Origin of the sequence: Stappia sp. ES.058 (assembly GCF_900105595.1) — a bacterium.
Taxonomy (GTDB): domain Bacteria; phylum Pseudomonadota; class Alphaproteobacteria; order Rhizobiales; family Stappiaceae; genus Stappia.
Map to the genome: position 1 here is coordinate 3,515,128 of NZ_LT629784.1, position 12,354 is coordinate 3,527,481.

General features: G+C 64.6%; 13 protein-coding genes and 1 pseudogene. 5 read left to right on the forward strand and 9 right to left on the reverse strand.

The window, feature by feature from the left end:
• Positions 1 to 6 precede the first annotated feature (6 nt).
• On the forward strand, positions 7 to 699 hold the full coding sequence (locus BLU32_RS16260; protein ID WP_093808659.1) for an alpha/beta fold hydrolase: 693 nt from the start codon (positions 7 to 9) through the stop codon (positions 697 to 699).
• A gap of 9 nt (positions 700 to 708) precedes the next feature.
• Here the strand turns inward: BLU32_RS16260 and BLU32_RS16265 are convergent, their stop codons facing one another.
• The 4 genes from BLU32_RS16265 to BLU32_RS16280 form a co-directional block, all read right to left on the reverse strand.
• Entirely contained in the window at positions 709 to 1,248 is a 540-nt protein-coding gene (locus BLU32_RS16265; RefSeq protein ID WP_093808661.1) for a DUF1178 family protein, read from the reverse strand.
• Positions 1,245 to 2,099, reverse strand: coding sequence for a carbon-nitrogen hydrolase family protein (locus BLU32_RS16270; protein ID WP_093808663.1), 855 nt, complete (start codon positions 2,097 to 2,099; stop codon positions 1,245 to 1,247). Before BLU32_RS16270 ends, BLU32_RS16265 begins: the two co-directional genes overlap by 4 nt.
• Positions 2,100 to 2,145: 46 nt before the next feature.
• Positions 2,146 to 2,400 carry a glutaredoxin 3 gene (gene grxC / locus BLU32_RS16275; RefSeq protein ID WP_093808665.1) on the reverse strand — a complete coding sequence of 85 codons (255 nt, stop codon included), beginning with the start codon at positions 2,398 to 2,400 and terminating at the stop codon, positions 2,146 to 2,148.
• Positions 2,401 to 2,511: 111 nt separating this feature from the next.
• Complete coding sequence (locus tag BLU32_RS16280) at positions 2,512 to 3,345, reverse strand: ComF family protein (protein ID WP_172838581.1); 834 nt, start codon at positions 3,343 to 3,345, stop codon at positions 2,512 to 2,514.
• 184 nt (positions 3,346 to 3,529) lie between these two features.
• Between BLU32_RS16280 and BLU32_RS16285 the strand changes: the two genes are divergently transcribed.
• Complete coding sequence (locus BLU32_RS16285) at positions 3,530 to 4,486, forward strand: methyltransferase domain-containing protein (RefSeq protein WP_093808667.1); 957 nt, start codon at positions 3,530 to 3,532, stop codon at positions 4,484 to 4,486.
• Positions 4,487 to 4,516: 30 nt separating this feature from the next.
• Here BLU32_RS16285 and BLU32_RS16290 read toward each other — a convergent pair whose 3' ends face one another.
• The 5 genes from BLU32_RS16290 to BLU32_RS16310 all read right to left on the reverse strand — a co-directional run bounded on the left by BLU32_RS16290 (position 4,517) and on the right by BLU32_RS16310 (position 8,296).
• Positions 4,517 to 4,732: a Flp family type IVb pilin gene (locus tag BLU32_RS16290; protein WP_093808669.1), complete on the reverse strand. Its 216-nt coding sequence runs from the start codon at positions 4,730 to 4,732 to the stop codon at positions 4,517 to 4,519.
• Positions 4,733 to 4,786: 54 nt separating this feature from the next.
• The gene (gene mutT, locus BLU32_RS16295; RefSeq protein WP_093808671.1) at positions 4,787 to 5,185 is read right to left on the reverse strand and encodes an 8-oxo-dGTP diphosphatase MutT; all 399 of its coding nucleotides are present in this window, start codon (positions 5,183 to 5,185) and stop codon (positions 4,787 to 4,789) included.
• Positions 5,186 to 5,253: 68 nt separating this feature from the next.
• Positions 5,254 to 6,063, reverse strand: coding sequence for an N-acetyltransferase (locus BLU32_RS16300; RefSeq protein WP_093808673.1), 810 nt, complete (start codon positions 6,061 to 6,063; stop codon positions 5,254 to 5,256).
• Positions 6,064 to 6,078: 15 nt separating this feature from the next.
• The gene (gene argJ, locus BLU32_RS16305) at positions 6,079 to 7,311 is read right to left on the reverse strand and encodes a bifunctional glutamate N-acetyltransferase/amino-acid acetyltransferase ArgJ (RefSeq protein WP_093808675.1); all 1,233 of its coding nucleotides are present in this window, start codon (positions 7,309 to 7,311) and stop codon (positions 6,079 to 6,081) included.
• 97 nt (positions 7,312 to 7,408) lie between these two features.
• Complete coding sequence (locus tag BLU32_RS16310; protein WP_093811175.1) at positions 7,409 to 8,296, reverse strand: peptidylprolyl isomerase; 888 nt, start codon at positions 8,294 to 8,296, stop codon at positions 7,409 to 7,411.
• A gap of 363 nt (positions 8,297 to 8,659) precedes the next feature.
• On the opposite strand from BLU32_RS16310, the gene secA reads away from it, so the two are divergent.
• The 3 genes and pseudogenes from secA to BLU32_RS22595 form a co-directional block, all read left to right on the forward strand.
• Positions 8,660 to 11,446 carry a preprotein translocase subunit SecA gene (gene secA, locus BLU32_RS16315; protein ID WP_093808677.1) on the forward strand — a complete coding sequence of 929 codons (2,787 nt, stop codon included), beginning with the start codon at positions 8,660 to 8,662 and terminating at the stop codon, positions 11,444 to 11,446.
• Between the two features lie 75 nt (positions 11,447 to 11,521).
• Positions 11,522 to 12,211, forward strand: coding sequence for a hypothetical protein (locus BLU32_RS16320; protein WP_093808679.1), 690 nt, complete (start codon positions 11,522 to 11,524; stop codon positions 12,209 to 12,211).
• A gap of 21 nt (positions 12,212 to 12,232) precedes the next feature.
• Positions 12,233 to 12,334: pseudogene (locus BLU32_RS22595) on the forward strand (SEC-C metal-binding domain-containing protein); the annotation flags it as partial.
• Positions 12,335 to 12,354 lie beyond the last annotated feature (20 nt).

Sequence of the window (12,354 nt, forward strand, 5' to 3'; positions counted from 1 at the left end):
ACCGGAATGAGCGATACGCCACTTGTCCTCGTCCCCGGGCTGTTGTGCACCCGGGCGCTGTTCCAACCGCAGATCGAGGCGGTCGCGGGACGGGCGGTGATGATCGCCGACCACCAAACGGACACAACGCTCGACGCGATCGCCGACCGGCTCTTGGAGATGGCACCGGAGCGCTTCGCCCTCGCCGGACTGTCGATGGGCGGCTATGTAGCGATGGCGGTGATGCGCAAGGCGCCGCAACGGGTCACGCGGCTAATGCTGCTCGACACCACCGCGCGCCCAGATGCGCCGGAACAGACCCAAAACCGCCGCCGCCAGATGGCGCTGGCGCAAGACGGACGGTTCGACCAGATCCTGCCGGCGCTCTACCCGCTCTTCGTCCATGAGCGGCGCGAAGACGACACGGCCCTGAAGGCCGTGTGCACGCGCATGGCAGAGGAAACAGGCCCGCACGCCTTCGTGCGTCAGCAGGAGGCGATCCTCGCCCGTCCCGATGCCCGTCCGCATCTGCCCGCAATCGCCTGCCCGACCACCGTCGTCGTCGGTGAAGGCGACCGGCTGACGCCTCCGGACAGGGCGCACGAGATGCACGAGTTGATCGCGGAAAGCCGGCTCGAGATCGTCTCCGATGCCGGCCATCTTCCCACACTGGAGATGCCCGACACCGTTACCGCAATCATGCGGAACTGGTTGCGCTGATCTTTCCGCTCAATTGCGATCTTCGGGCAATACCGGAAGCGGCAGGACCGCAATGCCCTCGTCAATCAGTTCCCCGACCTCTTCACGCGTGGCCGCGCCATAAATGCCGCGCTCTTCGGTCTCGCCGTAGTGGATCTTGCGCGCTTCCTCGGGGAAGGCCGATCCGACGTTTTCGCCTTTGGCCATGAGTTCCGTGCGAAGCGCCCGGAGCTTTTCCACGATCTCCGCAACCCGTCCGCCGGATTCGGAGGCAACGGGCGCCGGGGACGCGGCCTGCGCCTCCTGCGCTGCCGGAAGGCCGGCTGCCGACACGCCGGCCTTGTCTGTCGCGCTGTCGGCACCGCCTTGCACGGCGGGCGGATCGGGGCGTTCGAGACGCGAGCGCGCGGTCGAGACCGCAGGCGCCATCAATGCCTTTTCGACACGGGTCGATCCGCATGAGGGACAACTCACCAGATCCCGCGCTTTTTGTGCCTCGAAGTCGTCCGACCCGCGAAACCAGGCTTCAAACCCATGACCGTCCGTACACCGCAGCTGGTAGCGGATCACGCCGATACCCCGGCGTTCGCGCCAACCTGGACGACGTCAAAGTCGCGCCCGTTGGCAAGCGCGGGAATGCGCTGGCGCGCCGCCGCGACCTGATCGAGGTCGAGTTCAGCCAGCGCATAGCCGGGCTCGTCATGGTCGATTTCCACCAGGATCTCCCCCCAGGGCGCAACGACGAGACTGTGGCCGTAGGTTTCGCGCCCGTCCTCATGACGCCCACCCTGTGCGGCGGAGACAACAAAGGCGCCGGTTTCGATGGCCCGCGCGCGCTGGAGGATGTGCCAATGCGCCTCGCCGGTCTGGCGGGTGAAGGCGGCCGGCGCCGTGAGGATCTGCGCCCCGGCCCTGGCCTGCGCGCGATAAAGTGCGGGAAAGCGGATGTCGTAGCACACCCCCATGCCAAGCCTTGCATCCGGCAGGTCGACCACCACAGCCTCGCTCCCCGGCGCATAGGTGGCGGATTCGCGCCAGCTTTCGCCATTGGGAAGATCGACATCGAACATGTGGATCTTGTCGTAGCGCGCCACCAGCCCGCCGTCGGGCGCAAACAGAAACCCGCGGTTGGCAACGCTGTCTGCGCCGGTGCGGATGGCGAGCGAGCCGATATGCAGGTGGATGCCGAGTTCTCCGGCCAGTCGCCCATAGGCGGCGACGCCCTCATCCTCGTCCTCGGGGGCGATCTTGGAAAACAGCGCCTTTCGGCTTTTTTCCAGGAGATGCGTCATTTCCGGTGTCTGGACATAGCGCGCGCCGGCGCGCGCCGCCGCGCGGATCAGCGCGCTCGTCTCCTCCACGTTGCGGGCGATGTCGCGCCCGCTTCGGGTCTGGATCACGGCTGCGCAAAGATGGGTCATCTGAATTCCTTCATCCCTCGCTCGGCAAGACCCTGCCGGTCCCGCGTCAAGCCGTCAGCATCGCATCGAGCTTGCCCGCGCGTTCCAGCGCCATCAACTCGTCGCAGCCGCCGACATGCTCATCGTGAATGAAGATCTGCGGGAATGTCGAGGCGCCATTGGCACGCTGGATCATTTCCTTGCGCAGCCCCGGATCGAAGGTCGCGTCGAATTCCCGGAACGCGACGTCCTTCTTCTGCAGAAGGGTCTTCGCCATCGAGCAGAACCCGCACATTTGACGCGTGTACACTTCAACCGCCATGTCGCCGCCTTCCCAAACACATTTGCCCTTGCAGGGCACGCGGATGCGGCCCCGGTCGGGATATATCGATCAAAGGCGGCGCTGTGCAAGGGCCGCCATCGCGCCACGACATTATCCCAGCGGCCGGTCTGCTCCCGCATGGGCGAAAACCAGCACATCGACCGACGCCGCCCCGGCCTTCACCAGAACGCGCGCCGCCGCGTTCGCCGTCGCCCCCGTCGTGTGAACATCGTCGACGAGCACGCAGCGCCGCCCGGCGATCTTCAACGCGCCCTCGCCGGAGACGGCAAAGGCCCCGCGCACGTTTTTCGCACGCGCGCTCGCGTCGAGGCCGACCTGACGGCGCGTCGAGCGGACACGGCGCAATCCATCCGCACAGATGTCGACCCCGACGCGGGCGCGGGCGATCTCATGCGCCAGAAGCCCCGCCTGGTTGTAGCGCCGCGCCCAGTTGCGAAAAGGGTGCAGGGGAACGGGAACCAGCAGGGGCGGCCCGGCGTCGGCGGCGTCCAGGGCGAAAAGCTCGTCCCCGGCGCGCGCCATCCAGCGTCCCATCGCGCGCGCGACCGACGGGCGGTCGTGATACTTCAATCGAGCGACCAGTGCCCGTGCCGGTCCGCTGTAGGCACTCACGGCCCGCAGCCTGTCATAGACCGGTGGCCGGGCGATCGCCTGCGGCGACACCGCGCCCGGCCCGAGATCATAGGCGAAGGGCAAACCGAGACGCTGGCACCAGGGCGGAGCGAGAAACGGCATCTTGTGCCAGCAGTCGAAGCACAGCGCCTGGTCGCTGGCCACCAGCCGGTCGCAGCAGAGACAGGTCGGCGGCAGGACGAGATCGTTGGCCGCGCGAAAGAACCGGCGCGCGCCCTGCAACAGCAGCATCGCCGGCGAGGCGCGCGCCGGACCGCCGGCCTCCCCGGACCCCGATCCGTTTGCTGACATGCCGGCCTGCCGGTCCACGTTGCTGCCCCGTTTTTCTCGTGACCTCGGCCTCCGCGTTGACGCGGGAGGGACGCCGTGTTTTGACGAAGCGGCGCGCCGCCGCCATATGCAAGCCTATCACGAACACGGTCGCCCGCGCGCCCGTCCGCACAGCCATCGGGCGTCAACACGACGGAACACCGCCATGCCGACCCTTCAGCCACCTGCCCCCGTTCCCGACCGCGACCGCGACCGCGACCGCGATCAGGATGCCGCCCCGCGTGTCTTCGACCGCGCTTTGCTGGCGCGGCGCAAGGCGCGGGCGCTGGCGCGGCGCGAACCCGGCGCGGACTTCCTGCTCGCCCATGCGGTCGACGATCTGGCGGATCGGCTTGCCATCGTCACGCGCAGCTTTGCAACGGCAGTGGACCTCGGCGGTCACACCGGACGGATGCATGACGTGCTTGCGCGCATGCCCGGCGTAAAACGGGCAGTACGCGTCGACGTCCTGACCCACGACACCACCTCTCCGGGTGCGCATCTCGTTGCCGATGACGCGTTTCCGCCCTTCGCCGGTGAAAGCCTCGACCTGGTCGTCTCCGCGCTGTCGCTGCAGCTGGTCAACGACCTGCCCGGCGCGTTGATCCAGATTCGCCGGGCGCTGAAACCCGACGGACTGTTTCTGGCGGCGCTTCTTGGCGGCGAAACGCTGCATGAACTGAAGGACGTCTTGATGCGTGCGGAACTGGAAGTCACAGGCGGCGCGGCGCCGCGCGTTGCCCCCTTTGCCGACACGCGCGCGCTTGGCGCGCTCTTGCAGCGCGCAGGGTTCGCGCTCCCCGTTGCCGATGTCGACCGTGTCACGGTGCGCTACGGCGACATCTTAGCGCTCCTGGGCGACTTGCGGGCGATGGGGGCGGCCAACGCGCTCACCGAGCGCTCCCGCAGGCCGCTGCCGCGTGCCGTCCTTGCGCGTGCCGCGGAACTTTACGCAAGCGACCATGCCGATGCCGACGGACGTCTCCGCGCCACCTTCGATATCGTTTCGCTTTCCGGATGGGCACCGCATGAAAGCCAGCAAAAACCGCTGGCGCCGGGATCGGCGAAAACACGCCTGTCGGATGCGCTCGATGCGCTCGACCGGCGGCAGGACAAATCCTAGGAAAGCCGGCCGGGCCGGAAAGCGCCAGCCTCAGATCGCGGAAGCCGCGCTGGCGAGAACGGTGAACACATCCTCGTCGATGACCCGGCCGATGGCCGAAAGCGACAGCAGGATGGCAAAGGAAATCAGCCCAACGATCATTGTGTACTCGACCGCCGTCGCTCCGCACTCGTCGTGACCGAACCCGTCGAACAGGGAGGCGATCCGGTCGCTGCCGTTGCGAAGGCGTTTTGAAATGGCGGTCATCTGGCGCGTCCCGTTGTTGTTTCGGCACGGCCGTTCCCTCCGCGGAGAAAACCTTCAGGCGAGATCGATCAGATGCGGGATCAAGGGGTCATCCGCCGGCGGCATCGGATAATCGCGAAGCCGCACCGGCTTGACCCATTTGATCGCCTGACCCTCCCGGCCTGCAACCGTGCCCGACCATCGTCGGCACACGAAAAGTGGCATCAGCAGATGAAATTCCTCATAAGCGTGACTGGCGAATGTTAACGGCGCAAGGCACTCTTTTTTAACCGTAATTCCCAGTTCTTCATCCAATTCGCGAATGAGCGCGTCCTCCGGACGCTCGCCCGGCTCAAGCTTTCCGCCGGGAAACTCCCACAATCCCGCCATCGCCTTCCCCTCCGGACGCTGCGCGATCAAAACCCGGTTGTCGACATCGAGCAGCGCGCAGGCCGCGACCAGAACCATCTTCATGCAGGACCCCGTCTCGTTTCGGCACGGCGGCACAACCCTTTGCTCACCATATCCGGGAAAACGCCGGCTCAGCCGCCAGGCGGCGGAAACCGGTAGTGATAACCGTATGCATGGCGAAACCCGCGCTGACGATAAAGCGCACGCGCCGGTACGTTCTCGCGCACCACCTGAAGCCAGGCCGTGCGGCAACCGAACCGGCGCCCGTGTTCCAGGCAGCAATCGACCATCCGGGCGCCAAGGCCGCAGCGCCGCGCGGCCGGCGCCACCGCCAGGTCGTAGATCCCCAGCAGGTCGCGGTCCGCCACCGCGATCGCCACCGCAGCCGGGGCCGCGTCGCCGCCGCGCGCCACCAGACAGACCCGGCGCGCGGCCACCCGCGCCAGTGCCGCGCCAAGCTGCTCCACCGCACCCGGCGCCACGGTTTCCGGGCGCGTTCCGCCGACCCGAATGAAGGCGGCGAGCCAGTCCTCAAGCGAACAGGTGCCAATCCCGTCATTTTCCGACAACGCCTCGTGATCGCCATCGATCCCGGTCGCATCCAACGCCCCGGCCGCATCGACCGGTCGTGTCCACACATCGGTCTCCCCCGCCGACAGCCAGCCCCTTGCGTCGACATGCGCAGTCAGCGCCGGAGGCGTGAGCGGGGTATGGCGCAGGTGAAAGGTGATGTCGTGATGGGCGAAAAGCGCGCGGGTCTCGTCGAGCCGCGCCTCGATCCGGGCGTCGTCCCGAGGGTCGAAGACATTGAGCGAGTTGACACGTCGCGCCGGAACGCCCGGCGACAAAAGCGTCAGCCATGAGCCGTCGGCACGCTGCATCTCGGCGGGAAAGCCGTTCAGGTTGGCGGTCTCGATCGCCGGAATGGACGTGTGTTCCACGGTTTCTTGTCCGCGTCAGGACCGGTAGTCGCCGTTGATGGCGACATACTCCTTGGTCAGGTCGCAGGTCCACACCGTCGCCCGACCCGTGCCGATGCCGAGATCGACCGTCAGCTGGATCTCCTCGCGCCGCATGACCGCCGTGGCCGCCGCCTCCGCGTAGCCCGCGTCGCGCTCGCCGTCGACGGCGACCCGGACATCGCCGAACCAGATCGCCAGACGGTCGCGCTCGGCCGGCTCGCCCGCCTTTCCGACCGCCATCACGACCCGGCCCCAGTTGGCGTCCTCGCCGGCGATCGCCGTCTTCACCAGCGGTGAATTGGCGATGGAAAAACCGATCTTGCGGGCACTTGCGTCGCTTTCGGCCCCGCGCACGGTGACCTCCAGAAACTTGGACGCGCCCTCGCCGTCGCGAACGATCCACTGCGCCAGCTCCCGCATCAGATCGGCCAGCGCCGCGCGGAAGGGCGGAAGCCTGGGATCGTCGAGCGTCTCGACACGCCCGCCGCCGGCGGCACCGGTGGCAAACAGAAGGACCGTGTCGGACGTCGACGTGTCACCGTCGATGGTGATCGAATTGAAGCTCGGCCCGACGGTCTCCGCAAGCAGTGCCTGGAGAACCGGCGCCGCGATCGGCGCATCGGTCACCAGAAACGACAGCATCGTTGCCATGTCGGGAGCGACCATGCCCGCCCCCTTGGCGATTCCGTTCAGGGTCACGCGGACCCCGCCCAACTCGACACTGCGCGTCGCCGCCTTGGGAAAGGTGTCGGTGGTCATGATGGCGCGCGCCGCGTCGAGCCAGCCTGTCGGCGCGACCTGTTGCGCCATCGCGCCGAGCACGCCGTTGAACTTGGTCGCATCCAGCGGTTCACCGATCACGCCCGTGGAGGCAAGAAAGACGTCTTCGGGCGCGCACTGCGCGGCCTCGGCGGCGAATTGCGCGCTCAGACGGGTCGTTTCCACGCCCTTTCGTCCGGTGAAGGCATTGGCATTGCCGGAATTGACGAGAAGCGCGCGCGCCTTTCCGGCGGAGAGATTGGCGCGGCACCAGTCGACCGCCGCCGACGGACAGCGCGAGCGGGTGAACACGCCGGCAACCTCGGTGCCTTCATCGAAAAGCAACAGAAGAACATCGGTACGCCCTGCGTATTTGATGCCCGCCGAAGCCGTCGCCAGGCGGGCGCCGCGAACGGCCGGCATGTCGGGATAGGTCTTGGGAGCCAGGGGAGAAATCGCATCCGACATGGCGGCACCGTCTTTCCTTGCGCTGCGGGAACCAAAAAAGCCTGCCCGCGAGATACGGGCAGGCCATTTGTCTAACCGGTTGATCCGGTCTGTCAAACTACTGTTTGGCGGCATCCTCGCCGGCCGGAGCCGCGTCGGGGGTCTCACCTTCGGCGGCAGGCTCCTCGGCGACGACCTCGATGGTTGTCTTCGCCTTCAGGCCGTCCATGACTTCGGCATAACGGGCACGAAGCAGGTCCTGGCGCAAACGGTCACGCACATCCGCAAGCTCCGGCGCCGGCTGCTTGCGAGCGTCCTCGACCTTGATCACGTGCCAGCCGAACTGCGTCTGCACCGGTTCCTTGGTGAATTCCCCAACCTCGAGCGCGAAGGCGGCTTCCCCGAATTCCTTGACCATGCGCCCGCGCGCGAAATACCCGAGGTCGCCCCCGTTGGAACCGGAGGGGCCGGTGGATTTTTCCTTGGCCAGTTCGGCGAAGTCGCCGCCCTCTTCGAGCGCCGCGATGACGGCCTCGGCCTCGTCCCTGGTTTCCAGCAGGATGTGACGCGCCTTGCGCTCGTCCTCGCCGGCGTAATCGGCGAATTCCTTGTCGTAGGCGGCCTGAACCTGCTCGTCCGTGACCTTGTTTTCCACTTCGCGAACCAGGAAGGCATTGCGCAGGGCGCGCATCGTAAGGAATTCGACCTGCCGCTCGAAGTCGTCTTCCGTGTCGATGCCGGCGTCTTTCGCCGCATTGGCCATAAGTTGCATGTCGACGACAATATCGGTCAGGACCTGGCGCCACTGGGCCGGCGGCACATTCGCAAGCTGTTTCGAGAAGTCCTGCGAGGCAAATGCGATGTCCGCCTCGGTGATGACGCTGTCCCCGACCGTGGCGACCGTGTCGCCCGGCTCCTGCGCTTGCGCCCCGGAAAGGCCGAGGGCCGAGGCAAACGCAAAAGCAACGGCGGCGCGCTGCAGTGTCGCGGCAAATCTGGGTGTCATGCTGTAATCCTCTTGTTTGATCGCAATGCCTGCTCGGCATTTGCATATGCGCATCGGGGGCTGCGGATACCACCCCGCCCGGCATTCGCAGGGGCGGACAAGCCCTCGCGTCGGCAACGCAGACGTCCCCGCCACGGCCTGGCGGCAGACTTGCGCAAAACGCGCGGCGTTGACAACCTCCGGACCCCCTCTTATCTGTCGAACGTCCCTGCCGACTGGCCGGACGACCCCAGCAAGGCGTGTGTTCCTCTCCCGTCTCAATATGGCGGTTGCGAGGCTGGCGCCAAGTATCGTCAATCCGAACGCCGGATTGCCGCCATGTCTGATGCTGGCGGCACCCTCGGCAAGCATAAGGACCGCCACATGGCCGGCCTCGGCGCAATCGCCAAGAAGCTTTTCGGTTCAGCAAACGAACGTCGTATCAAGACGATGCGCGGACGGGTTGCCTCCATCAACGCCATGGAAGACGAGCTGAAGACGCTCAGTGACGACGCATTGCGCGCCCGCACCGAGGACTTCCGCAAGCAGGTCGCCGAAGGCGCATCGCTCGACAGCGTCCTGGAACCGGCGTTCGCGACCGTACGCGAAGCCTCGCACCGCGTTCTCGGCCAGCGGCATTATGACGTCCAGCTGATCGGCGGCATGGTTCTTCACGCCGGACAGATTTCCGAAATGCGCACCGGCGAGGGCAAGACGCTGGTGGCGACCCTTGCCGTCTATCTCAATGCGCTGTCCGGCAAGGGCGTCCACGTCGTCACCGTGAACGACTATCTGGCAAGCCGCGATGCCGACTGGATGGGCCGGATCTACCGCTTCCTCGGCCTCAGCGTCGGCGTCATCGTCCATGGCCTGACGGACGAGGAGCGAAAGGTCGCCTATGCCGCGGATGTGACCTACGGAACCAACAACGAATTCGGCTTCGACTATCTGCGCGACAACATGAAGTACGAGCGCGATTCGATGGCCCAGCGCGGCCACAACTTCGCGATCGTCGATGAGGTCGACTCGATTCTGGTCGACGAGGCGCGCACGCCGCTGATCATTTCCGGCCCGCTGGAAGACCGCAGCGAATTCTACAACACCATCGACGCCTTCGTTCCCAATATCGAGGACAGCGATTTCGAGCTCGACGAGAAGCAGCGCTCCGCCACCTTCACCGAAGCCGGCAACGAAAAGCTCGAAAAGCTGTTGCGCGAGGCCGACCTGCTCAAGGGCGAGAACCTCTACGATGTCGAGAACGTCTCCGTCGTTCACCATCTGCAGCAGGCGCTAAAGGCGCACAAGCTGTTCCAGCGCGACAAGGACTACATCGTCCGCAACAACGAAGTTGTGATCATCGACGAGTTCACCGGCCGCATGATGCCGGGCCGCCGCTATTCGGAAGGCCTGCACCAGGCGTTGGAAGCCAAGGAAAAGGTCGCGATCCAGCCGGAAAACCAGACGCTGGCCTCGATCACCTTCCAGAATTACTTCCGCCTCTACGAAAAGCTCGCCGGCATGACCGGCACCGCCTCGACGGAAGCCGAGGAGTTTGGCGACATCTACGGCCTCGAGGTCGTCGAGATCCCGACGAACCTTCCCGTGTGCCGCATCGACGACGACGACGAGGTCTATCGCACAGTCGAGGAGAAGTACCAGGCCATCGTCGAGCTCGTCGACGAATGCAAGTCGCGCGGCCAGCCCATTCTTGTCGGAACCACGTCGATCGAAAAATCCGAGGTGCTTGCGGCCAACCTCAAGAAGGCCGGCTACCGCCAGGTGGACGTGACCGACCCGGATGCCTTCAAGCCCTTGCTGGAAGGCGACCACAACGCCAAGAAGGCGCGCATCTTTGCGGTTCTCAATGCGCGCTACCATGAGCAGGAAGCCTCGATCATCTCGCAGGCCGGCCTCCCGGGCGCGGTGACCATCGCAACCAACATGGCCGGCCGCGGCACCGACATCCAGCTCGGCGGCAATGCCGACATGCGCATCGAGTACGAACTCGAGGGCATGGAAGAGGGCGAGGCCCGCACCGCGCGCGAAACCGAGATCCGCGCCGAGATCGAGGCGCGCAAGCAGACCGCCATCGCCGGCGGCGGCCTCTTCGTCATCGGCACCGAGCGCCATGAGAGCCGGCGCATCGACAACCAGTTGCGCGGCCGCTCAGGCCGTCAGGGCGACCCGGGCCGCTCCAAGTTCTTCCTGTCACTGCAGGACGACCTGATGCGCATCTTCGGCTCCGACCGCATGGACGGCATGCTGCAGAAGCTCGGCCTCAAGGAGGGCGAGGCTATCGTCCATCCCTGGATCAACCGGGCATTGGCAAAGGCTCAGCAGAAGGTCGAGGCGCGCAACTTCGACATCCGCAAGAACCTGCTGAAGTTCGATGACGTGATGAACGACCAGCGCAAGGTCGTCTTCGATCAGCGCATCGAACTCATGGACGGCGAGGCCATCGCCGAGACCGTGACCGACATGCGCCACGACGTGATCGAGGGCCTTGTCGCCCGGCACATTCCCGAAAAGGCCTATCCCGAACAATGGGACACCGAAGGCCTCCAGACGGAAGTGCGCCAGATTCTGAACATGGACCTGCCGGTCGTCGCCTGGGCGCAGGAAGAAGGCATCGCCGACGAGGAAGTGATCGAGCGGCTGAAGAAGGAAGCGGACCAGGCCATGGCGCGCAAGGTCGGCCAGTATTCACCGGATGTCATGCGCCAGGTCGAAAAGGCCGTCCTGCTGCAGACGCTCGACCACCTGTGGCGCGAGCATCTTGCCAACCTCGATCACCTGCGGTCCGTCATCGGGTTCCGCGGCTATGCCCAGCGCGACCCGTTGCAGGAGTACAAGACCGAGGCCTTCACGCTGTTTGAGAGCATGCTCGCCAATCTGCGACAGGCCACCACGGCCCAGCTGATGCGCGTCGAACTGGTGCAGGAACAGCCGCCCGAACTTCCCGGCGACGAGGACCTGCCGGAAATGCAGGCAAGCCACATCAATCCGCAGACCGGCGAGAACGAGTTCGAAACCGCCGAGGCCCGTCCGCCGGCCGCCGGCCGCGCCCGCGATCCCAAGGATCCCGCGACCTGGGGCAAGGTCGGCCGCAACGAGGCCTGCCCCTGCGGCTCCGGCAAGAAGTACAAGCACTGCCACGGCGCGCTTGCCTAAGGTCGTAAATCTCCAAAGCGCGTATCGAATGATTAAATACTCGAGCGCTTGTGCGTTTAAATATATCGAGGCCGAATGAACATTTCAAGATCAATATTGAAGCGCACTAATGAAATATTAGACCGCTTCGGCAAGAAAATCGTAAGCAAAGAAGAATTGGTGGATTTTTATCTCCATGAATACGATAACTACGAGCAATACAAGCAAACTCAGATACAATTCAACAAAAAGAAGATCGAGAGAATCTGGTCTGATGAAACAACACTCAGCACGGTGGCAGATACCATAAAGACGCTTCTGCAGAAGCAGGACATAAGCGGGATCTGTCACGGATCCAGAAACGGTTTCGAACAATCGTTTTTTCGAAAAACCTGCTCCTTCGATTGCATTGGTACCGACATCTCCGAAACTGCTAATCAATTCGATCATTCCGTGGAATGGGATTTTCATGATGAAAACCCAGATTGGATTGAAAAATTCGACTTTGTTTATTCAAATTCTCTGGATCAAAGCTGGAAGCCTCGGCAAGCACTGACTACATGGCTGGCTCAAGTCCAAAAGGGGGGGGTCGTCGTTCTGGAGCACACGGAAGCACACGGACCAAAGGGCTCATCTCAGATGGATCCCTTCGGCGTACGACCGAACGTGATGCCCTATGTGCTATGCGATTGGTTCGGCTTCGACATTTCGGTGATGATCAAAAAAACGCGCAAGAAGAACATGGATATGGACGCTTGGCTCTTTTTCATCAAGAAGCTTGTGTGACGTACATCACCGGTGGCGTGCGACCCGCAGCACCCCGCGACCTGGGGCAAGGTCCGACGTAACGAGGCCTGCCCCTGCGGCTCCGGCAAGAAGTACAAGCACTGCCACGGCGCTTTGGCCTGATCACGACAGCGCATCGCTTC